Annotated in this window: 19 protein-coding genes, 1 tRNA gene and 1 pseudogene; 11 read left to right on the forward strand and 10 right to left on the reverse strand. The window is 45.2% G+C overall.

From position 1 onward, the window contains the following. Together GX419_02785 and GX419_02790 are read left to right on the forward strand one after the other, a co-directional pair. The coding region (locus GX419_02785; protein ID NLI23621.1) for a glycoside hydrolase family 2 protein at positions 1–1,607 on the forward strand (1,607 nt) is incomplete at its 5' end. A gap of 122 nt (positions 1,608–1,729) precedes the next feature. Further along, the gene (locus tag GX419_02790; protein NLI23622.1) at positions 1,730–2,959 is read left to right on the forward strand and encodes a SpoIIE family protein phosphatase; all 1,230 of its coding nucleotides are present in this window, start codon (positions 1,730–1,732) and stop codon (positions 2,957–2,959) included. On the opposite strand, the gene GX419_02795 is transcribed toward GX419_02790, so the two are convergent. From GX419_02795 to GX419_02810, 4 genes are all read right to left on the reverse strand, one after another. Then, on the reverse strand, positions 2,950–4,434 hold the full coding sequence (locus tag GX419_02795; protein ID NLI23623.1) for an O-antigen ligase family protein: 1,485 nt from the start codon (positions 4,432–4,434) through the stop codon (positions 2,950–2,952). The two genes, GX419_02790 and GX419_02795, sit on opposite strands and share 10 nt — an antisense overlap. Continuing rightward, positions 4,434–5,459 (reverse strand): hypothetical protein, encoded by a 1,026-nt coding sequence (locus GX419_02800; protein NLI23624.1) that lies wholly within the window; start codon positions 5,457–5,459, stop codon positions 4,434–4,436. Before GX419_02800 ends, GX419_02795 begins: the two co-directional genes overlap by 1 nt. A 24-nt stretch (positions 5,460–5,483) precedes the next feature. Next, the gene (locus tag GX419_02805) at positions 5,484–6,761 is read right to left on the reverse strand and encodes a tyrosine--tRNA ligase (protein ID NLI23625.1); all 1,278 of its coding nucleotides are present in this window, start codon (positions 6,759–6,761) and stop codon (positions 5,484–5,486) included. A gap of 364 nt (positions 6,762–7,125) precedes the next feature. Further along, positions 7,126–7,662, reverse strand: a complete 537-nt coding sequence (locus tag GX419_02810) for a CvpA family protein (protein ID NLI23626.1) — start codon at positions 7,660–7,662, stop codon at positions 7,126–7,128. Between the two features lie 239 nt (positions 7,663–7,901). On the opposite strand from GX419_02810, the gene GX419_02815 reads away from it, so the two are divergent. Together GX419_02815 and GX419_02820 are read left to right on the forward strand one after the other, a co-directional pair. Then, complete coding sequence (locus GX419_02815; protein NLI23627.1) at positions 7,902–8,765, forward strand: esterase family protein; 864 nt, start codon at positions 7,902–7,904, stop codon at positions 8,763–8,765. 44 nt (positions 8,766–8,809) lie between these two features. Further along, complete coding sequence (locus GX419_02820) at positions 8,810–10,465, forward strand: T9SS type A sorting domain-containing protein (protein ID NLI23628.1); 1,656 nt, start codon at positions 8,810–8,812, stop codon at positions 10,463–10,465. Here the strand turns inward: GX419_02820 and GX419_02825 are convergent. Next, a tRNA-Arg gene (locus GX419_02825) sits at positions 10,463–10,534 on the reverse strand. The two genes, GX419_02820 and GX419_02825, sit on opposite strands and share 3 nt — an antisense overlap. Positions 10,535–10,709: 175 nt before the next feature. On the opposite strand from GX419_02825, the gene GX419_02830 reads away from it, so the two are divergent. From GX419_02830 to GX419_02860, 7 genes are all read left to right on the forward strand, one after another. Continuing rightward, entirely contained in the window at positions 10,710–11,456 is a 747-nt protein-coding gene (locus GX419_02830; protein ID NLI23629.1) for an outer membrane lipoprotein-sorting protein, read from the forward strand. A gap of 7 nt (positions 11,457–11,463) precedes the next feature. Beyond that, positions 11,464–12,684 carry an ABC transporter permease gene (locus GX419_02835; GenBank protein ID NLI23630.1) on the forward strand — a complete coding sequence of 407 codons (1,221 nt, stop codon included), beginning with the start codon at positions 11,464–11,466 and terminating at the stop codon, positions 12,682–12,684. A 14-nt stretch (positions 12,685–12,698) separates the two neighbouring features. Further along, on the forward strand, positions 12,699–13,922 hold the full coding sequence (locus tag GX419_02840; protein NLI23631.1) for an ABC transporter permease: 1,224 nt from the start codon (positions 12,699–12,701) through the stop codon (positions 13,920–13,922). A gap of 25 nt (positions 13,923–13,947) precedes the next feature. Further along, positions 13,948–14,640 carry an ABC transporter ATP-binding protein gene (locus GX419_02845; GenBank protein NLI23632.1) on the forward strand — a complete coding sequence of 231 codons (693 nt, stop codon included), beginning with the start codon at positions 13,948–13,950 and terminating at the stop codon, positions 14,638–14,640. Continuing rightward, positions 14,637–15,821: a hypothetical protein gene (locus GX419_02850; GenBank protein ID NLI23633.1), complete on the forward strand. Its 1,185-nt coding sequence runs from the start codon at positions 14,637–14,639 to the stop codon at positions 15,819–15,821. Before GX419_02845 ends, GX419_02850 begins: the two co-directional genes overlap by 4 nt. Before the next feature lie 47 nt (positions 15,822–15,868). Continuing rightward, complete coding sequence (locus GX419_02855) at positions 15,869–17,455, forward strand: hypothetical protein (GenBank protein ID NLI23634.1); 1,587 nt, start codon at positions 15,869–15,871, stop codon at positions 17,453–17,455. 421 nt (positions 17,456–17,876) lie between these two features. Beyond that, a complete protein-coding gene (locus GX419_02860; protein NLI23635.1) occupies positions 17,877–19,892 on the forward strand; it encodes a PAS domain S-box protein in 2,016 nt (671 codons plus the stop codon). Here the strand turns inward: GX419_02860 and GX419_02865 are convergent. From GX419_02865 to crtI, 5 genes and pseudogenes are all read right to left on the reverse strand, one after another. Beyond that, entirely contained in the window at positions 19,847–20,572 is a 726-nt protein-coding gene (locus GX419_02865; GenBank protein ID NLI23636.1) for a lycopene cyclase domain-containing protein, read from the reverse strand. The two genes, GX419_02860 and GX419_02865, sit on opposite strands and share 46 nt — an antisense overlap. An 89-nt stretch (positions 20,573–20,661) precedes the next feature. Next, positions 20,662–21,042 (reverse strand): annotated as a pseudogene (locus GX419_02870) (hypothetical protein). An 80-nt stretch (positions 21,043–21,122) separates the two neighbouring features. Next, complete coding sequence (locus GX419_02875) at positions 21,123–21,644, reverse strand: hypothetical protein (protein ID NLI23637.1); 522 nt, start codon at positions 21,642–21,644, stop codon at positions 21,123–21,125. A gap of 67 nt (positions 21,645–21,711) precedes the next feature. Next, complete coding sequence (locus GX419_02880; GenBank protein NLI23638.1) at positions 21,712–22,548, reverse strand: phytoene/squalene synthase family protein; 837 nt, start codon at positions 22,546–22,548, stop codon at positions 21,712–21,714. Positions 22,549–22,551: 3 nt separating this feature from the next. Then, a complete protein-coding gene (gene crtI / locus GX419_02885) occupies positions 22,552–24,030 on the reverse strand; it encodes a phytoene desaturase (GenBank protein ID NLI23639.1) in 1,479 nt (492 codons plus the stop codon). Positions 24,031–24,323: the final 293 nt, after the last annotated feature.

The following is a 24,323-nucleotide window of genomic DNA, read 5'->3' on the forward strand; positions in this document are numbered from 1 at the left end:
TCCGGAAAAAAGATCCTGATGGCCAGGGAGAAAGCTTTTATTTCCAGCTTAACGGAGTGCCAGTTTTCATGAAGGGAGCAAACTATATTCCCAACGATGCTTTTTTGCCCAGAGTAACTCCTGAAAAGTACGAAGATGTTGTAAAAAGGGCAGCAGATGCCAACATGAATATGCTCAGGGTGTGGGGAGGAGGCATTTATGAGAATGACGAATTCTATGACTTATGCGATAAATACGGCATTCTGCTATGGCATGATTTTATGTTTGCCTGCAGTATGTATCCCGGTGACAATGAGTTTCTTGAAAATGTGAGGAACGAGGCGATCCAGAATATGGTGCGGCTGAGGAATCATCCTTCCATAGCTTTATGGTGCGGAAACAACGAGATCGAAACCGCCTGGAGAAACTGGGGCTGGCAGAATCTGTACAATGAAGAACAGAAAAAGGAAATATGGAAGGCATATGATACATTGTTTCATAAATTATTGCCTTCTGTTGTCAATGAATACGCTCCCGGGATGGCTTACTGGTGGTCCTCACCTACCCAGGGGCTGAACATAACCGATTATAACCGGCCAAACAGGGAACTGTATTCAGGCGATGTACACATGTGGTCGGTATGGCACGGGAAACAACCATTCAGTCTGTATGAAAAATATATCGGGCGTTTTATGAGCGAATACGGATTTCAGTCGTTCCCTGAAATGAAGACCATTGAATCATTTACTTTACCGGAAGACAGGGACATTACTACTGAAGTGCTGAACTGGCACCAGAGAAGTGCTCCGGGAAATATGCTGATCAAAACATACCTCGATATGTATTACAAGCCTGCTTTAAACTTTGAACATTTCCTGTATCTGAACCATGTACTGCAGGCCGAAGGTGTATCTCTGGCCATGGAGGCCCACAGAAGAGCTATGCCGTGGTGTATGGGATCGTTATACTGGCAGATCAACGACTGCTGGCAGGCCCCTTCCTGGTCAAGCACCGATTATTTCGGTCGCTGGAAGGCCTTGCATTATTACGCCAGGAGAGCTTTTAGTCCGCTTCTTATTTCGCCCGAAGTAAAGAACGATTCCCTCTATGTGTATATGGTTTCTGATAGTTTAACTGACCAGCATGGCGTTCTGAGAATTTCTCTTTACCATTTCGATGGAAAATTGCTTTTAAAGCGCGAAAAGGAGGTAAATGTTCCGGGAAATGCCAGTACCGTTGTCTGGACAGAGCCAATGCAAACATTTACTGAACGGGGTAGCCTGCACGATGTTTTTCTGTATGCTGAATTCATCACAGGAAAGTCAAAGGAAACAGAGCGTTATTTCTATTTTGATGCTCCCAAAAATCTGAATCTTGCTATACCTGAAATCAAACACAGCGTGCAGAAGAAAGGAAAGGTGTATGAAATTACCCTTACCACCGATAAGCCGGCCAGGGATGTATACCTGAATTCGGCATCATGTGACGGATGGTACGATGACAACTATTTTGACATGCTTCCGGGCAGGGAATACAAAATAACCTTCTATCCGAAAAATGACTGCAGCCGCCTCGACGATTTACGAGTTGTATCGCTTGCAGGAAGCTATGTAACACAGGGAAAATAATCCTTAACCCTGTTCCAGTTACTGCCGACAATTTCGTTCCCGGCCAAAATTTACATGGCTGAGGAAATTGTCGGCATGAAACATTTTTGTACTTTTATATGTGATTTACAGGATGATTTCAGATGGCTAAAACATTGGGTGAGCGGCACAAGGTTTCCAGTTTTAAACTGCATGCCCTGTTATCAATTACGCAGGCAATCAATGAAAATTTGTCAGTTGAAGAACTGCTTGCCCGCTACCGCAGCCTGCTGGAAGAAGACCTGAAAATCGGCAAAATTCTCATCTATAAATTTGATGAGAAAAAATGGGAATGCCTTCTCTACTGGGGCCTTGATGAGAATATTTCAAGAACCATCGACGTTGAAAGAGATCTGCTGAAATACGATGAAATTACAACTCTTACCTCTGCCGGTGACAACCTTTCCCAGCATTTCGATATTGTAATTCCTGTTTATAAGACCACCAATCCAATTGCCTACGTTCTTATAGGCGATATAGAGGAAGGAGAAGGAGTAAGCCCGGTTATCAAGCATCTGCCTTTTGTGCAAACCCTGTCGAACATCATTATGGTCGCCATTGAGAACATAAGAATGTTCAATGAATTGCTGCGGCAGGAAGCATTGAAGAAGGAGCTGGAACTCGCATCCCGGATGCAGAATATGTTGATTCCCAAGAATGAAACCCTTCCAAAAAACAATCACATTCAGGTTACGTCATTTTATCATCCGCATTATGAAGTAGGCGGAGACTATTATGACTGTATCAGGCTGAGCCGTGATGAAGTTGGATTTTGTATAGCGGATGTTTCGGGAAAAGGAATTTCAGCCGCATTGCTGATGTCAAATTTTCAGGCTAACCTGCGGGCATTGTTTTCGCACGAGATTTCGTTGACTGCTCTGGTGGAAAGATTGAATGAACGGGTAATGAGCAGTGCCAACGGGGAAAAATTCATTACCCTGTTTATAGCCAAATATAACTATAGAACAAGAGAACTGAATTTTGTGAATGCAGGGCATAATCCACCGGTACTATACCATAAGAAAAGCCGCAGACTTGTTTTTCTCCGCAGCGGTTGTGTCGGGATCGGTATGCTGGATGAGATACCGTTTATTCATCACGGGAGTATGCTGATTGAGGAACCTTCGAAGATGATTTGCTATACCGACGGCCTGGTGGAAGTGATTGATGATACGGGCATAGGTTTCGGAACCGCCGTAATAGAGGAAAACATAGCCAATGAAGCTCCCGTTGCCGAAAACATTAACAGTATTATTGAATCCAGACGCATCCTCAGTGGTAATACCGCCATCTTTGATGACATTACCATCCTGGGTATTGAGTTCTATGCCTGACCGGCATTGGTTAAATCCTGTCTGCCTGCATCCACGCTCGTTGTTTCTTTCCTGTGGTAAATATCCAGGGCAACAATAATCGCAGTAAAACCCCAGAAGGGAGCTGATATTTTATCGGTGTCAAGAAAATTATTCATTAAACCGTGAATGTAATAGGTGAGAAGTCCGAGCAGGGAAGATAAGGCAAGAACTTTGATTTTGAATGAAGACGAACGGTAATAAACTTTCATCCCGGTAAAGAAAGTGAGTATCATGATGACCAGGACACTGAGGGTTCCCGGCAGACCTGATTCAGCCAGAGGCCCGATATATTCGCTGTGGGCATTTCCGAGGGTTCCGAAATTGGTACTGATGATGGTTTTTTCATACCATTTCTGATAGGGTGCGTACTGAAACATGTAGGTGCCGGGACCAAACCCAAAAACAGGCTTTTCCCTGAACATCCGTATTGCCGAATGCCATCGGTTGATCCGTTCACGGTTGGAGGCATCAGAGGCAATGTTGGGAATACTTTGCAAATGCTTTGCCAGATCGACGGAGGAATCCTGCTTGTTTTTTTCAAGTTTTATCATCAACTGGGTCTGAAAAGCAAAGAAAAGACCTGCCAGAAGGACAGCCCCTCCAAGAAGTGCCCCGAAGCGGATACGGAATACCAAAATCAGAAAGAACACGGCCAGAGCGCCAGCCAGGCTGATCCATGCCGCCCTGGTGTAGGAAAAAACAACACCAAACGTATACAGAGCTGTTAACAGCCAGAGAATAATGTTTTTCAACAAATTACCCTTCCGGTAGTAATAGATAGCCATTCCTACCAGTATGGGAATGAACATGGCAAGGGCAGCCCCGTAAATGGTATGGTCGTTGTAAAAAGGCTTCATGGCAAAATACACGGTCTTTTTATTCAGCCCGAAGGTAACATGCCGCGAAACCGTGTAAATTATCACTACGGCAAAGGGAATTATATAGAACCACCAGAAGCGGAACATGTTTTTTTTCTTCCTGAAAATATAAACCGCCAGAAAATAAAAAGAAACGATAAACCATAGATGAGCCAGCAGATATTTGAAAGAAACCAGCGGCATGGTGGAAGTAACGGAAGTAAGAGCCATCCAGGCAAGGTAGAACAGTACCGCCAGGGTAACCGGATGGTTCAGCACTGGCTTTTCAATCTTTTCGCCGTTAAACAGCTTAAGGATAAAAAGCACCAATATTCCGGCGAGCAGAGGTTCCGTAGGCAGGAACAAATCAAAGGAAAGCCCCGGAACAAGATATTTCAGCTGAACAGACAAAGGTACAAGGAAGACCAGAGCAAAGAAAAGCCAGTCGAGATGATAAAAGGCAATGACAAGAACCAGCAGGACAAAAGGAAGAAGATTGAGCAGGTACTGGTCGAAATAAATGGCCAGTGCATTCAGTAAAATGAAGGCAAGGGAGAGAAGCAGGGCCCTGCGGACATTCTTTTTAAAAAGATACATCAGATTTCTCGGCGGATTTTTTTCCAGAGATTTTCAAAAAACAACAGAGCAATGAGGGCAATAATAAAGGCTGAGAATGAGGAAACTACCACAATCAGCCAGCGCACAGGTTTGGATTTCTTCTCGGCAGGAACAGCACTGTCAACAATGAATTTATTGGGCAGATCCTGTTCCGCTTCTACCTTGGCCTGGATATACCTGTTGCGGAGCTCGTTCAGCTGACGGGTTTCAAGATCAAGATTGGTGCGGAGTGCAATATAACGGCTTCCGAATTGGTTGAACAGATCCAGTTTCTCCTTCAGGGTTCTTGCCGCCGCACTATTTCCTTTGATCAGGGCCTGGGCATACTGATCGGTAAGCACTTCGATTTGTGTGCCGTAATCGGGAATACCCATTTTTCGCATGTACTCTACGGAATCCTGAAGCATATTGACGTGTTTCTGCAGGTCCTCGTACTCACGGGCCACAATCTCATAAGCCTTAACAGCCCGAGCCCGCTTCATACCATTCATAACAGAATCGATGAGCGACGCCACATAATTGGCGATATCGGCTGCCATCTGACGGTCTTTATCCAGAACCGAAATCTCAATTGAAAGGAATTCCGTGCGCCGGAAAGAAAAATTCTTTTTATACTCGCCAAGAAGCTGTGTCCTCTTTGTGCGGGAGGAAGTATCAATGCCGTAATGCTCCATCAGATTGAACTGTTTCACTACGGCATCACGGATTACTTCGGAATTCAAAATCTGAAGAACCTGTTCTGCCTCTTCTTCCTCACCGAAAGAGGTGATGCCCACACGGGAACCTGAATACCCCGGAGCCAGCAAAACCTGCGAAACCGGAACCGATGCGGCAGGAAAAAGAATAACCGTTGACTTATACCGGGGAGGAATCAGCAGGGACACAATGGAAGAGACAAGCACAGCGGCAATAACAACCGCAGCAAAAAAACGCCATCTTCTTATAATGTAAAAAAAGATGTTGTCCGATTCAAAACTGAAGGAGGATTTTTTCTTATTTCCCATACCGGAGAAGATTTTTTGAACACATCAGATGATCTTTAAAAGTACATAGTTTTTCTTTCCCTTCTGAACAAGAATGTATTTTTCCCTGATCAGAAAACCGGATGTAACAGGTGCATCAGGCTGGGTCCACTTCTGTTTGTTGATGCTGAGCCCTCCATTCTGCACCAGCCGCCGCATTTCCCCCTTGGAAGGGAAAACGGGTGCATGCTCCGTCAGCAGAACAATAGCCGGAGTTCCTTTATGAACCAGCTGACTGTCAATTTCATACGTAGGCACACCTTCAAATACCGAGAGGAAATCATTTTCGGAAAGTTTGTTAAGAACATCGGTTGTACCCTTTCCAAACAGAATTTCCGAAGCTTCGGCGGCTGTCTGGTAATCAGACCGGGAATGAACAAGAGTTGTAACTTCCCTGGCTATGGTTTTCTGGAGAAGACGGGTTTCTGGTGCTTTCCTGTGCTCTTCGGTAAGTGCAGCTATTTCCTCCTGCGTAAGGAAGGTAAAGACTTTGATATACTTCTCTGCGTCTTCGTCAGATAGATTCAGCCAGTACTGATAAAATTTATACGGCGAAGTTTTATTGGAATCCAGCCATACGTTTCCTCCTTCCGACTTACCGAATTTGCTTCCGTCGGAGCGGGTAAGCAAAGGGGTGGTGAGGGCATAGGCTTCGCCTCCGTCTTTACGGCGAATCAGTTCCGTTCCCGTAACGATGTTTCCCCACTGATCACTTCCTCCCATCTGCAGTTTGCAGTTTTTATGCTTGTAGAGCCAGTAAAAGTCATATCCCTGAACCAATTGATAGGAAAATTCGGTAAAGGATATTCCGGTTTCAAGACGCTTTTTCACAGAATCTTTGGCCATCATGTAATTGACTGTGATGTACTTCCCGGCCTCACGGAGAAACTGCAGAAACCCCATGTCCTTAAACCAGTCATAATTGTTGACGATTTCGGCAGGGTTAATTTTGGTGGTAAAATCAAGGAATTTTTCGAGCTGTTTTTTCTGGCAGGAAAGATTGTACCGCAGGGTTTCCTCGTCGAGAAATTTCCTTTCTTCTGATTTACCTGAAGGGTCACCTACCATTCCCGTTGCTCCGCCAACCAGGGCAATGGGCTTATGACCAGCCCTCTGAAAATGCATCAGTAAAAGAATTGGCACCAGATTGCCAATATGCAGCGAATCGGCGGTAGGATCAAAACCAATGTAGCCTGTAGTAGGCTCTTTTCTCAATTGTTCTTCCGTTCCGGGCATCATGTCGTGTATCATGCCCCTCCAGCGCAGTTCCGAAATAAAGTCCATTGTTCTGAATAATAAGCGGTCAAAGATAACAATTCTAAATTTCTGACGAGGCAGCCTCGCAATTAACCTGATTTATCCCACATTGGGCATCAAAAAGTGCGCAATGTGCCCTGCGGGCCGCTTTCACTGCGTTACAGCGGGGTTTGCCCGGATGCCTCCTGGAAGGCTTTCATTCAGCGCATTAATTCGTTTGCAGTTCTGATGTACAAGCCGGATTTACTCATCCCACCAACCCATTGGGGATGTTTCATCTCCAATGCTCTTTTTTATATACCGAGTTTATTTGCCACAGCTTGGTAAGGAGAGGAAACTTTTTATTTAAATATCAGCGGGAGAATATTCCTGCAGAAAATCCGGCGCTCGTTCAGGGCGCGGGTTTATTTTCAGGGACATTTGTGGAATCAGGCTTCAGGATGAAATAACCTTTGGTAAGTACAGGCAGAACAGCCGGAGCAAAAACAGACAGAGGCTTGTACATTTTTGAACGGGCAATTTCCTGCTCGGAAAGAATTCGGAAATACGGCTGTATTGTATTGATAACCAGAATAATAACGCTCAGAATGAAAGCCGTCTTCAGCACACCAAAAAGGACACCAAGAATCCGGTTAACAGGTCCCAGGGCAACCGCCTTCGCCAGCCAGTCAAAAAAAGCTCCCAGGAGGTAAATTACAATAACAACAGCCGTAAACGTAAGAATAAAGGAAATAACCGAAAGTGTCTGGGGATTGGTGTGAATGTACTTTGCCAGCCACTGCCCGGCATACCCTGAAAATTTCGCCGCGGCATAAATGCCAAGAATCAAAGCCAGCAGAGCAGCAGCTTCTTTGATGAATCCCTTGATGAAGCCACGGATGGCTGCCCAAAGAAGAAAAATCAGAAGGACAATATCTATGTACGACACGGCTTTTGTATTACAATTGGGTGTAAATTTAATCGAAATCTGCTATTCCGTCACAACTTCTGCACAAGCATCCTGAATGGCGCTTAATTTTTATAAAACCGACAGTTCGTATTCGGTTTATCGCGGATATATCTTGCATTCATTAATCAGGAAAGCAATTCAGCCATGACGGATGCACGAAGCAGGATCAATGAATCACGAATTTGTTATCTTCGGAAAATGAAAAAATCTCACTTGCCATGAAAAAAATTCTTTCTGTCAGCCTGAGTCTGTTTCTTTTGACAGCTTTGCTGAATGCCCAGCAGGGCAAGGTTTACGACAACCTCACTGTGCCCAGCAAAATTCTGAAGATGGACCGGAAATTTGCCATCTATCTTCCCCCTGATTACGAAACTTCGCAACGAAGTTATCCTGTATTGTACCTGCTTCACGGAGCAGGGGATGACCAGACAGGATGGGTGCAGTTTGGCGAAGTGCAGTGGATTGCCGATAAAGCAATCAGGGAAGGAACCGCTACCCCCATGATCATTGTAATGCCCGATGCCAATACGGGTCAGCGGGGTTACTTTAATGATATTAAGGGAGAATGGCGGTACGAAGACTTCTTCTTCCAGGAACTTATGCCGTATGTTGAAAAAACATACCGGATCAAGGGAGAAAAACGTTACCGTGCTGTAGCCGGGTTATCTATGGGAGGAGGAGGAAGCTTTATGTATGCCCTCCATCATCCTGAATTGTTCTCCTCTGCCTGTCCTTTAAGTGCCTATATAGGGCCTCTCAATACGGAAGAAGCAAAAAGCCGCCTGAATCAAATGAATATCAAAGCAACCGACGAGGAGATTGAAGCCTACTTTAAAAAACACAATGCGCTGAGCCTGATCAATGATATGCCGGTTGACCAGGTTAAATCTGTCCGCTGGTATATCGACTGCGGGGATGATGATTTTTTGTTTGAAGGAAACAGTCTGGTGCATATTGCCATGCGCAAAAAGCAGATTCCGCACGAATTCCGAATCCGTGACGGGGCACATAACTGGACATACTGGCGGGAATCCCTGCCCGAAGTTCTTCGTTTCGTGTCGGATGCATTCCACCAGTATTGAAAAACGTTACCAGTTCTGCTTCTAAAAAGCGTTAAAGGGTAATTTTGAATGCAATAAATACGATAAAACGTATCTTTCTGGCGGGAAGATTTGTTGTTGCGGGTGTTTTAATGCCTGTGACTGTTGCCGGTTCGGTTACCGACACTACCAGTCTGCCTTTGTTTGTTATTGATACCCGCGGGAAAATTATCCAGGATGAACCCAAAACGGATGTGTTTCTGAAGATTGTATTTCATGGCCAGGGGAACATCAACAGCTCAGATGATCCGGGGAACGTGTACGAAGGAAACATAGGCATTGAGTACCGTGGCAGGTATTCACAAACATTTCCTCAAAAGCCGTACCTTTTTGAAACCCGCAATGCCTCCGGCGAAAACCTGAATGTTCCTCTGCTTGGATTTCCTCCGGAAAACGACTGGATTCTCATTCCCAGTTATAATGACAAGACCTTCCTGAGGAACGAGCTTGCTTTTCGGATTTTTCGCCAGATGGGTCACTATGCTCCCCGGTCAACCCTATGCGAAGTGGTTTTGAACGGCGATTACCAGGGAATTTATCTGTTTTGTGAGAAAATAAAAGTTGACAAAAACAGGGTTTCAATTGCAAAACTGGATGCTGACGATAACGCCGGCGACAGCCTTACCGGCGGATATATCTTCAAACAGGATTATTACGATGCCTCCAACAGCTGGATGAGTCTTTATCCCGCGCTTGACCGGCCAGGAAGTTCTGTTTATTTTGTTTATGAATATCCGGGGCCGGAAGCGATTACATGGCAGCAAAAGCAATACCTGCGAAGTTTCGTCTATGCTTTTGAAAAGGCTTTGTATGGGAAGGAATTTGCCGACCCATTTAAGGGATACAGGCCCTATATTGATATGGGTTCGTTTATTGATTATTTCATAGTAGGGGAACTCTCACGGAATATCGATGCATACAAGAAAAGCTGCTATTATTATAAAGACCGCGACAGCAGGGATGGCCGTTTGCATGCCGGTCCGGTGTGGGACTTCGACTGGGCATGGAAGAACATTGATGAATGCGATATTTTCAGGGCGACTGATGGCTCCGGCTGGGCCTATCAGGTGAATACCTGCGGAAACTGGCCGGTGGCAGTTACCTGGATGGAGAGACTTTTGCAGGACAAACATTTTGCTGATGAGTTGCATACACGTTATGTAAACCTGCGGAAAACCGTACTGAGCGAAAAGGCGCTTTTCGGATACATTGATTCAGTTAGCGCCCGGATTGACTATGCCCAGAACAGACATTATGTGCGATGGCCTATTCTGGGTATTAACGTCGGTACCCCCGAAGTGGACCCTCAGCCCGATTCCTATGAAGGCGTACTCGAACAGTTTAAGGATTGGATCAGAAAACGTCTGGCCTGGCTGGATCAAAATATGCCGGGGCAGTACAGTGAGTCCACCGGTGATTCTCTGCCGGATAAAGGTTCCCTGCAGATTTATCCCAATCCTGTAACAGACAAAATAAGCATTCAAATTGACCAGCCAGCCAAAAGCATAGAGATATACTCTGTAACAGGAGTCTTGTGGAAAACTGTCTTTGAACCGGGAGGAGAAAACGTTTATCAGACAGAAATCGGCTATTTACCTGCTGGTATTTACATTATAAGAATCCGCACCAGTAGCGGGACAGTGGTTACAGGGAAATTCGTGAAGGTGCAATCTACATTGTAGCCCCACCAGGAATCGAACCTGGATTTAAAGTTTAGGAAACTTCCGTTCTATCCGTTGAACTATGGGGCCGGATTTGCAAAATTTCAGGTTTCCGGGTTGCTTCAGAGGCTGCAAACTTGCTGACACCATGTGCCTGAAAAGCGGCACAAAAATACGATTTTTCATTAAAAATCATAAACTTTTGTTTGCGGTGTTTTAGAAGAAAATTCCTTTATTTTACAATACAGAAAAACATCGGAAATTCATGAAACCCCTTCTCATGCTGATACTGGCGGGCTGTCTCCCTTTTCCCGCAACAGCCCAGGATGCAACTGAAATTATCCGGAAAGCCGACAATAAGTTTCAGGGCGAAAAATCAAGCATCAGTACCATGACTATGATCGTGAAACGCCCGAAATGGGAACGCACGATCGTATTCAAAACCTGGACCAGCGGACGGGATTATGCCCTCACGCTGATTCTCGGACCTGCCAAAGAAAAAGGTCAGTCTTTTCTGAAAGTGAAGAACGAAATGTGGAACTGGAATCCTTCTATCAGCAGGATGATCAAACTGCCTCCTTCCATGCTGTCGCAGGGATGGATGGGGTCGGACTATACCAACGATGACCTGCTGAGAGAATCTTCCCTGGTGAATGACTATACACACAGAATTATCGGCACCGAAACCACCGGAGGAACCCTCTGCTGGAAAATCGAACTGCTTCCAAAAGAAGAAGCAACCGTGGTCTGGGGAAAAATTATCAAATGGATCAGCAAGGAAGGTTACGACCAGCTTCGTACAGAATATTATGATGAAGAAGGTGTGCTCATGCGAACGGAAATTGCGTCTGACATAAAATCCATGGACAACCGCCTGATCCCTACCCGCTTTGAGATCATTCCTGCCGATAAACCCGGCAACCAGACAATTGTGATTCTGAATGAAATCCGCTTTAATGTCCCTGTCCCGGAAAGTTTTTTCACCCAGCAGAACATGAAACAAGTCAAGTAACCTGCTCATGAAGGAATACATTAAAATGGCCTGGCGGAACCTGGGCCGGAACCGGAAAAGAACAGCCATTACAACAGCCTCCGTTCTGTTTGCGGTATTTTTTGCTTCCGTTCAACAGAGCTTTCACCTTGGAAGCTGGCATAGTCTGCTGGAAAACGTGCTTCATTCCTACACCGGCTATCTTCAGATCCATGCCGCAGGCTTTCAGGAAAACAAAAACTTTGATTACGCTTTCACATGGGATGAGGAAACCGAAAAAGCGCTTTTTGCCAACCGGGATGTCAGGGCTCTGATACCTCGTCTTGAATCATTCGCCCTTGCTTCTTCGGGTGAACGCACCAAACCAGTTATTGTAGCAGGCGTTGAACCCGGAAAAGAATATGGTTTTACACGCCTGCCGGAAAAACTGGCTGAAGGAAAAATGCTTGAACCCGGCGACCAGGGAGCACTTCTTTCACGCCGGCTGGCAGAATATCTTAAGCTGAAAGTGGGAGATACTCTTCTGATGATCAGCCAGGGATATGCAGGTACTTCTGCGGCAGGAGTCTTTCCCGTCCGCGGAATCGTGCGACTTCCTGCACCCGAATGGGATAATCAGATGGTTTACCTTACACTGCCCACAGCACAGCAATTTTATTCAGCCGAAAATAGGCTGACAACCCTCGTGGTGGACTTGCAGAACCCATCAACCCTCGACAAAACAGCCGACAAACTCTCCCGCACCCTGGGAAACGGGTTTGAAGTTCTGACCTGGAAGCAAATGTTAACCGAACTTTACCAGCAATATATATCCGATGTGGGAAGCGGCTATATTTTGCTTGGCCTTCTTTACCTTATCATCGGTTTTGGAATCTTTGGCACCCTCATGATGATGCTCAATGAACGGCGCTATGAACTGGGCGTCATGATAGCCGTCGGAATGAAGAAACATAAAGTGGCCGCTCTTGTTTCCACGGAAGTGGTCCTTCTGGCTTTTCTTGGCGTCCTGCTTGGTATTGCTGCAGCCCTTCCTGTTATTGCATGGTTTCATCATCACCCGGTAATGCTCTCGGGAACCCTGGCAAAAACTATGGAAATCTATGGCATGGACCCGGAAATTCCCGCCCTTCTGGAACCGGGATTTATTATAAATCAGGGAATAGCCGTCCTGATATTGACCTTTATTGCACTGGCCTGGCCTGTTGTTTCCATTTTCCGTCTATCCCCTGTCAACGCCCTGCGCAGATAAAAAAATTTACCTGTATGATTCTGTCACTTGCCTGGAAAAATATCTGGAGAAACAAAACCCGCAGCCTGGTTGTAGTATTTGCCATTGCGGTTGGCCTTTTCGGCGCTCTCTTTTCGTCGGCCATCTTTATCGGAATGGTTGACCAGCGGCTCAGCGATGCCATCCGCAACGAAGTTGCCAACCTGCAGATTCATCATCCCGGTTTTCTGAACAACCGAGAAATTGCTGATACCATACCTGATGCACAAAAAGTACTCGCCTACCTTACAAAAGACCCCCGGGTAAAGTCAGTTTCCGGCCGTATTAAAATAATAGCCATGGCTTCATCGGCTTCGGGAGGTGCCGGCGTTAAAATCAACGGTATTTGCCCCGAAAACGAGAGGAATGTCACCGCCCTTCACATGAAGATCTCCGACACTTCCGGCACATGGTTTGCTTCGGGAAAGAAAAACACGATTGTTATTGGCCGGAAGCTTGCAGAAAGGCTGAAACTCAAACTTCGCTCCCGGGTAATCCTTTCCTTTCAGTCGGCCACCGGCGATATTGTTTATGGAGCTTTCAGGGTGGAAGGTATTTATAAAACTTACAACTCCTCTTTCGACGAAACCAATGCATTTGTCAGAAATGACGATCTGGCACCCCTTGCAGGTCTCCAGAAACAACAGCTACATGAAATTCTTGTTTCCCTGCAAAATGATAATACAACTGAACAGGTAGTCGCCTCTGTGAGGAATGCATTCCCTCAACTGGAAACCATGGGATGGAAGGAACTGATGCCCGATCTTGGCCTGATGGCCGAATATACCAATGCCTGGCTGTATATTATCCTGATCATCATTTTGCTTGCCCTCAGTTTCGGAATCATCAACACAATGATGATGGCAGTGCTCGAACGTACGCGTGAAATCGGAATGCTCAAAGCTGTCGGTATGTCAGGAAAAAGAATCTTTTTGATGATCATGTCCGAAACCATTTTCCTTTCCCTCACAGGAACCCTTGCGGGAATCCTTATCACCCTGCCTGTTGTGCAGTATTTTCATCAGCACGGACTCAATGCACTGATGTTTTCTAAAGGATTCGAAGACATCGGCTTTGCCGCCATGATTTATCCCCGGCTGAATGCCGACAGCTATTTTGGTCTCACCGTTCTGGTGATACTGGCGGCTGTTCTTTCTTCCATCGGTCCTTCCCGGCGGGCACTGCGCCTGCGACCCGTTGAAGCCATACGAACGCTGTAAAAAAACTCAATAAACTGAACCGCACATGAAAATCATTTCCCTGAAAAACCTTACAAAGACATACCGCGAAGATTCCATCGAAGTGACAGCTGTGTCGGATGTCACTCTCAGCTTTGAGGAGGGAGAGTTTACTGCCATTGTCGGCCCCTCGGGCAGTGGCAAAACAACCCTGCTGAATCTTATCGGCGGCCTGGATGCACCTACTTCGGGTGAAATCATTGTCAACGGAACCAATCTTGCACAGCTTTCTTCGTCCCGGTTGACCGACTTCCGCCTCTGGAACGTGGGATTTGTATTTCAGGCCTACAACCTGATTCCTGTTCTTACCGCCCGCGAAAATATCGAATTTATCATGCATCTGCAGAAGAAACCGGTGCGTGAACGCCGCAAAAGAGCCACCGAACTCCTTCAGGCAGTTGGTTTAGCTGAACGTGCCAACAGCCGTCCGTCAAAGCTTTCAGGAGGCCAGCAGCAGAGAGTAGCTGTTGCACGAGCCCTTGCCGCCCGGCCGCGTTTTATCCTGGCCGACGAACCTACCGCTAACCTTGATTCACACTCGGCCGAAAACCTCCTGGAAATGATGGAAAAACTCAACAGGGAAGAAAATATTACCTTCATTTTCTCAACCCATGACCCCCGTGTTATGAAAAAAGCCCGCCGCATAATTATGCTCGAAGACGGCAAGGTAATTCGTGATGAACAGCAAGCCAAAGGATGAAAAAGGCACTCCTGTTTTCTGTTTATTTCCTTCTTGTTTTTTGTGCAAGCGCGCAAAATGATTCCTGCACACAAAGGATTCCTGCCCCATCCTTTTCAGGGTATTTATCTGACCGCACATCCCTGATGATTCTGCAGGAACCTCATGATGCCATCTGGGACCATGAACTGCAAAACCGCCTGAAAATAACATGGCAACCCCTGCCCTGGATCAGTTCGGAATGGCAGGTCAGAAACCGTCTTTCGTTCGGAGAATCTTTTGTACTGAACCCGATGATGGCCTCTTCGGCCGGCAAAGACCGGGGTTTGGCCGATCTGTCATTTACCCTGGCCCACGGGAACCGACATGCCCTTACCAGTCAGATTGACAGAGCCTACCTGCAACTTACCTTCAGAAAACTGGAACTGGCCATTGGAAGACAACGCATCAACTGGAGCCAGACCCTCGTGTGGAACCCCAATGACCTGTTCAATACCTATTCCTTTTTCGACTTTGATTATCCGGAAAGACCCGGAAGCGATGCCATCCGGTGTACATGGTTCTATTCTGCTGCCGGAAGAGCTGAAATGGCCGTTAAAGCAGACAGCTCAGGAAAAATTACTGCCGGAGGGCTTTTTCGCTGGAATAAATGGAACTACGATTTCCAGATCCTTGGCGCGGTTCTTCCTCAGAATGAACTGGTTCTGGGAGGAGGCTGGTCAGGCAATATAGGAAAATACGGCTTCAGAGGAGAAGTTTCCTGGTTCCATCCCCGGACTGATTCCCTGAAAGGCTCCAATATGATTCTCTCCTCCGTATCCTTTGACGGCATGTTTTACAAATCATGGTATCTTATTGCCGAAATACTTTACCGGTGGGAACAGAATCCTGCGCCGGAAAAAACGCTGATGGACTACTACTATGCTCCCGCATCAGTCAAAGACCTTGCCTTCGCCGATATCTCTGCACTGGTGCAGCTCAGCGTGCCGGTCACGCCTTTGTTCAATATATCACTGGCGGCAATGGGCCTGCCGGGAAAAGGGTTCTATCTCGGCCCTTCCTTTTCTTTCTCTTTGAGCAACAACCTCGAAGCTTCCCTTATCAGCCAGATCTTCAGCGGCCGTTTCAGCAAATTTGACAGGGGGCCGGAAATCAGACAGACTTTTTACCTTAATTTCTTCCGGCTCAAATGGAACTTCTGATATTTTTATCCAGATTGGTTACTTTTACAGTCTGATTTGAGCTTTTGATGATACGTTCCGAACGCATTGTTTTTTTAACTGCAATATTTGCCTTCCTGAGCATATCAGGAATTTCACAAACCGGCAATGCGTCCTGCCTTGGATCCCTTTTTTCACCTGATACATCTGTCGTTAACAGCTATCTCCGCACCCATGGTATTAACAGCATCTGTCCCCAGTCGAATCACACGCTTCTTGTTACAGCCATTCTGAATAATTCACCCCGCCTTACGAAATATTTGCTCGAAAAAGGAGCTTCACCTGATGCGCAAAGCCAGGGAAAAACTCCGCTCATGCATGCAGCCTTTAAAGGCAAGCTTCACATACCACGCATGCTGATACAGGCGGGAGCAAACCCGAACGCAACCGATTCGGCCGGAAACACGGCATTGATGTATGCCGCCCAGAATAACAACACACGCCTTGCCCGCTACCTGCTCCGGCACGGAGCCTGGTTAAACCATACCAACAACGAGCATCTTTCAGCCATTGATATCGCCAATTACAATCTCTACAGCCGCACTTCAGAATTCCTTGCCAATTACTACCGGCAACACCTTCCCAACTGGACCGACGGCCCTTATGTACGTTTTCAGGGAAAAAAGAAAATAAACCTGTATTATCTTGTTTACGATTCCCTTACCCGCAAAGCCTTTTTGCGGGAACAGACAGTTCCCTTTACTTCTCTTCCGATGAAAATCAAAGGCATGGGAAATGATACCGCTACCTACACTGTCTACCCACCAACCGAACCACAATCCGATACATTTTCCGGAGTGGAAAAAATCTTCGTTATGGGAGATGTTCACGGCGGATATACCGGAATGATTTCCCTGCTGAAAGCCAACAATATTATCAATAACGACCTGAGCTGGAACTTCGGTAACGGACATCTTGTATTTCAGGGTGATATTTTTGACCGGGGCGACAAGGTTACCGAATCATTGTGGTTTATTTATCACCTTGCCCGGCAGGCATCGGAGGCAGGAGGCAACGTTCATTACCTTCTGGGAAACCATGAAATCATGATGCTGCGGAAAGACTACCGATACCTCCCCTCTAAATACTATTATCTCAACGATAAGGTGCGAAAAGACTATTCTTCCCATTTCGGAAAAAATACTCTCTTCGGACAATGGATCCGGTCGTTGAATTCAGTCCTAATTATCAACCAGTACATGTTTGTTCATGCAGGTATCTCTCCGGAGGTCTTCTCCCAGAAACTCACACCATCTGAAATGAATGCCATCGTAAGAGCTTACCTCGCCAAAAAGCCCGAGAAAAAAGACCATAACCTGGAAAAACTGCTGACAGGAAACATAGGAATCTTCTGGTACAGAGGACTGGTTGAAAAGAACCATGCTTATCCGATGGCTGACCCTGCTTTTGTTGACAGCCTTACAAACCATTACCATGTAAAAACCATTTTTGTGGGCCATACCAACGTGCCCAGGATTACTTCCCTTTATAACGGAAAAGTAATTGCAGTTGATGTTCCTTACTATACATTCAAGGCCGAACCCGAAGCAGTTCTGATCGAGAATGGAAAAATTTTCAGGGTTTCTGCCAATGGCCAGCGCACTCCGCTTTTTTAAGACGGTAACCGCCATTCAGGCGTCAAATCTTAAATCCATCGTCTTCCCCTGATCAGAGTTAACACAGCCTAATCCTTTATAGGAAGTCAGGAATCCCCGTAAATCTTTCTCGTTTATTAAACTCACATTGCGCAACAGAAACTGATCAATGTGCCACAGGGTTCACTTTTACTGCATTTCAGCGATATTTGCCCGGTTGCCTGTGTAAAAGGTCACCACCCTGTGCATTCGTTCGTTCGCTCTTCAAAGGCGCAATCCGGGTCAAACAGAACAAAAGAAAATGATTTAAATTGATTAATACATTGATATAAATCATATTCTTAGAAAATTTTTTCATTTCAATCCCATGTATATTTACCTGGCTTCTTATCCCATTTAATGAAACTATAAAACAAGGATTGTGTCTGCAAATTGCCTAAGAATGCCTTTCCGGACCCTGTCCTTTTTCAGCAGGAAAATCAGAACCACCGGTTACCTTCCTAAAGAGGCTGATGGTATAAAAACAAAACCGGTCCTGACCGAGGACCTGTTCCTTTGCATTGAACACCAGACATTGTTCGGTACCATAGTTTTTGTTTCCGGCAAAGTGGCCTACTTTAATAAAACGGCTGCTGCCCTGACAAAGCTGGATACCGATGTGCTTTCATTATACAAACTGCAGGATTTTGCAGTCCGTATCCATATTGAAGACCGGGATCGGTTTTTGAAGCAATTTGATAATTCTGAACCTGCTGAAGCAACCGATGACAAACATAACGAAATCAGGTTTTACGATGGTAATGGGGTCTGCCGGTACTGGAATGTCTTTGTGAATCCTGTATATTTCGGGGGCAACCAGGGGCATATGTTGATCTTTACTGATATCTCCTCCTATAAAGAAACTGAAAACGCCCTGAAAGTATCGGAAGAAAAATACCGGAGACTGCTGCAAACATCGCCTGATGCCATTGTTGTTTCTGATAAAGAAGGAAGATTGCTGTTCGTTTCTGACAAAACATTTTCGTTGTTTGGCTATGAACCGGATTTTCCTTATCAGGGAATTCCCTTGTATGAATTTGTTACTCCGGAACATAAGAACGCTGTCAAAATAGCCTTGCAGGAATTAAAAAATGGCACTGGTACATATAAAGATGGAGAATACACTCTCCTGCGGAAGGATGGTTCTGTATTTTTTGCAGAAATCAATTCTGCCATTCTGAACGGATGCAATGGAGAAGCAAACGGCATCATTTCGGTAATACGGGATATAACCCAAAGGAAAATCATTGAAAAGGAACTGATTCGCTCGAAAAACAAAGCAGAGGAGGCCGACAGACTCAAGACCGCATTTCTTTCGAACATGTCGCACGAAATCCGTACTCCGATGAATGCCATTGTCGGATTTGCCGAACTCCTTACAGATCCTGACCTTACTGAAGACAAAAAACTGGAGTACATTGGCATTATTAAATCACATGGCGATTCTCTTCTGCACCTTATTGATGACATACTTGACCTGGCCAAAATTGAAGCCGGCCAGCTCAAAATAAGAAAAGTCTGTTTCAGTCTCTCTGAAATTATCCGTGAAGTTTTGATGGCTTTTCAGGAACAATTGTATTCTTTGGGAAAAACAGATATAGAATTACGGCCAAAATTCTATCCTTCTTGTCCGGAAACTTTGCTTACCGACCCGGCAAGGCTTCGCCAGATTCTGAACAACCTTTTGAGCAATGCCGTAAAATTCACTCATCAGGGATACATCGAGGTAGGTATTTACACCCAGACCATAAGCAATCAGGAATTTGTCGTTTTTTATGTTGAGGATTCAGGAATTGGTATGGACTCTGAGAAAATCCCCTTGATTTTTGACCGGTTTACCCAGCTTGATGATTCCAATGCCAGACTCTATCCGGGCACCGGCCTTGGTCTTGCCATTACCAGAAACATTGTCCAGCTACTGGGAGGATTTATCAATGTCGATTCCCAAAAGAACATAGGTACCCGCTTTTCGGTTTTCCTGCCTAATGAACAAAACCATCAAACCAGCCAGATTATGCTTTCCGGTGTTGAACCAAAAAATATTCCCGACTGGAGCGCAAAAACCATCATCCTGGCCGAGGACGAGCCGGCGAACCTGTATTATCTTCAGGAAATTCTCCAGAAAACCGGGATTACTGTTTACCCCGCCGGCAACGGAGAGGAGGCCGTAAGGCTTTGCCGCCTGCATCCTGAAACTGATCTGGTGCTTATGGACATCAAAATGCCGGTTATGGATGGATTTACCGCTACCCGGCTTATCAAGCAGTTCCGGCCCGATATTCCGGTGATAGCCCAGACCGCCTATGCCATGCACGATGATGAAGAACGTTGCCTCAGGGAAGGTTGTGATGCCTATATTGCCAAACCGGTCTTTCAGGATGCCCTGTTTGCCAGGCTGGCTCCCTTTTTGAACAAATGATCCTTTCTTGTCCTGAAATATTCAAAAAAACCTGTATTAAGCAGAATCAGACTCATTCCGTAAAAAATATCCTCTGCAGGGATGGTCAGAATTCTTAATCCCAGGTTTTCGGAATCGTTATAACTTACAATTTCCCCGTCAATCCAGCTGCCTGTAAGAATCCCGTTCACCAGAATAAAAGGAATAAGGATTACTCCAAAGGCAAGGTAAAATCTTCCCATCCACGAAACCTTCAGTACAAACTGAAAAAACAAAATGAGCAGGCCGCCGAGAATCAGATTGGCCGAAGTATACAATCTGTCGTAAAAAATGAGTCCTGTCGGTATCAGGACAATCACCAGAAACAGGGAAATGAAACGGGCATACTTGCCCAGATAATCCCTCGGGAAATATACCAGCAGAACTTCATATGTAAACAAAGCCGCATAGGGTATAGCAATAAAAAACAAGACTTCTTCCACCGGGAGGTTAAAAAAATAAATGCCCGACAGATGCTTTTGATTGAAACTCCATACCCCAAGATATGTATAAAGAATGTCCCAAAGAATAAAAAGCAAAGCAGTTATCAGAATAGCCGGAAAAACATATTTCCAGAGCCGGTAAAAAGCGACCTTGCGATCGAAGCTCAGCAGAAATGGAAAAACTACTGCAAAAAACAACACCAGAAAATAACTGCTCATTGCCTGCTTGTTTCGTTTACTGATGAATTTTCAGGGCTCTTTTTGGGCCTTCCGTATATACGGTTATAATAGCTTTTCTGATGTTCCGGCTTAAAATATTTCCAGGGGAAGAGAAGCAAAAAACCAAAGTTTTTCTTGCCTTTGTGATGGTCTTCATGAGCAGCCACCACAGCCCGCAGATAATTCACACCGTCAGTATTTCCCCATAACCTGACCCGCTGATGCACCAGTGCATCATGGAACAGGAAATACGCCAAACCATACAAGGCTATGCCAATTCCGATGAAAAAACCGTAGCCTGTCTCCGGCAAACCATTAAATATCAAAAGAAAGGAAGGAATGGCAAACATCAGTGCAAACAGATCATTCCATTCAAAACGCTTACCTGTGCGGGCATGATGGTCTTTATGCAGCACCCACAGGAAACCGTGCATAACATACTTGTGGGTAAACCAGGCCATAAATTCCATAAACCAGAAGGCAGCAATAACAAGAATTATTTTCAGTAAAATTTCCGTTTCCATAGTATGGTTTTTTTATGTATTGCTTTTCAGGAACCTCTTTCCAGCACTGCATTCTGCGATGCTGACAATTTTCCGTATTTTCTGATCAGGTTTACCATGGTTTCTTCAAAAGAACCTTTTGCCGGCCGGTTTTTCCCAAAATACTGAACCAGAAACTGACGGTCTTCGTCCTGATTATTGTATTTAAGGAAAGAAGGGATATTCAGTTGGATCATCAGACGGAGGAAACGGATTTCAGGATTGGCCGGCTGCAGCTGAACAGCTTTTTCAATCATATCCCTTCCTTCCGTAAAATACTTATATTTTGCAGTTGGCCATGACGCCGATCGGGCCATCATTGCCCTGGATGAGCCTTTGTAGGCAAGCATCAGAGCATTATCGTCAGAAAAATCCCTTCGGCTAAGGTACCGGAAAAGCTCTGCATTCATGGCATCATCTTCCATAGAAAGCAGAAACATTTTCTGAACCGTATCCGGGGAAACCTGCTGGCTGAAACCCTGAGCCTGAACCATGACAACAAAAAAATACAGATAGAATGAGATCCTCATGCTTCATCCGGTTTCCTTAAAAATACTGATTGCATTTGATTTCTAATCACATTTCTGAAAAACAGTTCTAAATTTTCCTGACTTTGAAAAGCAGGTAAGAAAAAACCAGCAGCGAACATTTTTTCAGATCTGGAATTCGCACCCTTCTCCGCAATAAATCTTCCGGTGTGGTCTTTTTAATTTTGTTCAGCAGCGCTGTGTAATAAACGTAGGTTAGATAAACACCCAGCCGCACAGCCGGAGGCAATTGCTTTATCCCTTCCATGCCGGCTCTGAATTCCTGTTCAATTTCCTGCTCAATCTGATGTTTTGTTTCAACCGTAAGATGCCTGATATCGATACCAGGAAAATAGTTTCTTCCCAGCACCTGATTGTCCTGCCGAAGGTCACGCAGAAAATTGATTTTCTGGTATGCAGAACCCAGTTTCATGGCGAGGGGCTTCAGACGCTCATATTCCCCGTTATTCCCCTCGCAAAAGACCTGCAGGCACATTAACCCAACCACCTCAGCCGAACCAAGTATGTATTCATTGTATTCATCCCTGGTGTACGTTGTTTTTGACAGGTCCATTTCCATGCTGTGCAGAAAAGTATCAATCAGTTTTGTGTCAATCTGATACTTGTTGACTACCCATTGAAAACTGTTCAGTACAGGATTCAGACTGATTCCGGAACGGATTGCTTTGTAAGTATCTTCCCGGAATTGATCCAGGAGAAGCTTCTTGTTATAATTTTGGAATGTATCAACAATTTCGTCAGCAAACCTCACAAAACCATAAATAGCGTAAATCGGATCCCGGAATCGCCTGTTTAGCATGCGAACTCCCAAAGAGAAAGAGGTACTGTACAGCCTGGTAACAAGACGGCTGGTTTGTATGGATGCTTCGAAAAACAAATCCTTCATAATTTACAGACTTTTAAAATATGAATCGATTTGTCCGGAAGCAACGTACCCTGAAATAATCGAAGGAGGAACCCCCGGGCCGGGTACAGTCAGCTGGCCGGCATAGAAAAGATTCTTTAACTTACGGCTTCTGAGTGAAGGCCTGAAAATTGCAGTCTGATCAAGGGTATTCGCAAGCCCGTAGGCATTCCCCTTGAATGAATGGTAATCGGAAGAAAAGTCACTGTGGGCATACATCCGCTTATAAACAACATGCCCGCTGAGAGATTCTCCGGTCAGTTTTTCAATCCGCTTTAATGTCAATTCATAGTATTTTTGTTTAATCTCCTCTGTATCTTTCAATCCCGGAGCTACCGGTATCAGCACAATCAGGTTTTCATATCCTTCAGGAGCTACAGCCGGGTCGGTTTTTGAACTGCACGAGACATATATGGCTGGTTTTTCGGGCCACTGGGGCGTTTTGTATATTTCATCGGCATGTCGGTCGAAATCTTCATCAAAAAAAAGATTGTGATGCAATAGCCCCTGAACCGGTTTATCCAGTCCGATGTAATACAACAGGGCTGAAGGAGCCATCTTTCTTGTATCCCAATACTTTTCAGAATAGGAACGCTCCTCAGTGTCAAGCAATTCAGATTCGGTATGATGATAATCGGCTGTGGACAGGATCAGGTCAGCTTCAATGATATCTCCGTTTATCCGGACACCGTATGCTTTTCCATTCCGGCTCAGGATGCGCTCAACAGGAGCATTATAATGAAACACTGCACCTTGTTCTTCGGCCAAACGAACCATGGCTTCAACCACAGAATACATCCCTCCCATCGGATACCATGTCCCCATGCCCATATCAGCAAAATTCATCAAGGTATAAAGTGACGGCGTCTTCCAGGGAGTTGCCCCGAGAAATATTACAGGAAACTCAAGGATCCGGACCAGACGCATATTCCTGAAATTCTTTCTCACTACCTTCGAAACTGAACGGAGAAAGTCGCCGTGGACTATACCCCGCAAAAGCCAGGGCTCAAGAAATTCAAAATATGACAAGGAAGGTTTATATACCAGCTTCTTCATACCTAACTGGTATTTGTAGCGGGCATCTTCCATGAACTTTTTCAGCCGTTTGCTGCTTCCGGGCTCCCATTCTTCAAATAACCTGTAAATAGCATCCATCCCCGCAGGTACATCAATAAAATCTCCCGGCCCGAAATAGACCCTGTACGATGGGTCCAGCCGAACCAGCTGATACATTTCACTAACTTTTTTGTTAAATCTTTCAAAGTATTCTTCAAACACATCGGGCAACCAATACCAGGTTGGCCCCATATCAAAAGTAAATCCTGCTTCTTTGAAATTTCTTGCCCTGCCACCGGGGGTTGCATTTTTTTCATACACATCCACCTGATACCCCATCTTTGCCAATATGGCAGAAGCTGATAACCCCGAGAATCCTGAGCCAATTACTATAATCTTTTTGTTCATCGAGCTTCGTAAGTTGTTAGACAATAAGGTATTTTCCTTTTCAACAAAAATTTGCATAAATTGTTCATTATTAAAATTACGGATTTATTTGTTGTTTATGCAAATCATGAAATATATCTCTCCCGGTAATTTTTCCTTTCTTTTATTGTTTTTGTTCGCCTGCGGAATTTTTTTCCACTGGTTTCCACCCACCAGACCTATTGTGATCAAACTTACCGATCTTTTTCTCCTTCTGATGAATGGAGGCGTCCTATATTTTATCATCCGCCAGGATCAGGGAAGAAAAATTTACA

This window comes from Bacteroidales bacterium, assembly GCA_012517825.1.
Classification (GTDB): domain Bacteria; phylum Bacteroidota; class Bacteroidia; order Bacteroidales; family JAAYUG01; genus JAAYUG01.

Coding starts and splice junctions, on each gene's coding strand:
- GX419_02790 (NLI23622.1), top strand. CDS start 1,730: ATGGCTAAAACATTGGGTGAGCGGCACAAGGTTTCCAGTTTTAAACTG.
- GX419_02795 (NLI23623.1), bottom strand. CDS start 4,434: ATGTATCTTTTTAAAAAGAATGTCCGCAGGGCCCTGCTTCTCTCCCTT.
- GX419_02800 (NLI23624.1), bottom strand. CDS start 5,459: ATGGGAAATAAGAAAAAATCCTCCTTCAGTTTTGAATCGGACAACATC.
- GX419_02805 (NLI23625.1), bottom strand. CDS start 6,761: ATGGACTTTATTTCGGAACTGCGCTGGAGGGGCATGATACACGACATG.
- GX419_02815 (NLI23627.1), top strand. CDS start 7,902: ATGAAAAAAATTCTTTCTGTCAGCCTGAGTCTGTTTCTTTTGACAGCT.
- GX419_02830 (NLI23629.1), top strand. CDS start 10,710: ATGAAACCCCTTCTCATGCTGATACTGGCGGGCTGTCTCCCTTTTCCC.
- GX419_02835 (NLI23630.1), top strand. CDS start 11,464: ATGAAGGAATACATTAAAATGGCCTGGCGGAACCTGGGCCGGAACCGG.
- GX419_02840 (NLI23631.1), top strand. CDS start 12,699: ATGATTCTGTCACTTGCCTGGAAAAATATCTGGAGAAACAAAACCCGC.
- GX419_02845 (NLI23632.1), top strand. CDS start 13,948: ATGAAAATCATTTCCCTGAAAAACCTTACAAAGACATACCGCGAAGAT.
- GX419_02850 (NLI23633.1), top strand. CDS start 14,637: ATGAAAAAGGCACTCCTGTTTTCTGTTTATTTCCTTCTTGTTTTTTGT.
- GX419_02855 (NLI23634.1), top strand. CDS start 15,869: ATGATACGTTCCGAACGCATTGTTTTTTTAACTGCAATATTTGCCTTC.
- GX419_02860 (NLI23635.1), top strand. CDS start 17,877: ATGCCTTTCCGGACCCTGTCCTTTTTCAGCAGGAAAATCAGAACCACC.
- GX419_02865 (NLI23636.1), bottom strand. CDS start 20,572: ATGAGCAGTTATTTTCTGGTGTTGTTTTTTGCAGTAGTTTTTCCATTT.
- GX419_02875 (NLI23637.1), bottom strand. CDS start 21,644: ATGAGGATCTCATTCTATCTGTATTTTTTTGTTGTCATGGTTCAGGCT.
- GX419_02880 (NLI23638.1), bottom strand. CDS start 22,548: ATGAAGGATTTGTTTTTCGAAGCATCCATACAAACCAGCCGTCTTGTT.
- crtI (NLI23639.1), bottom strand. CDS start 24,030: ATGAACAAAAAGATTATAGTAATTGGCTCAGGATTCTCGGGGTTATCA.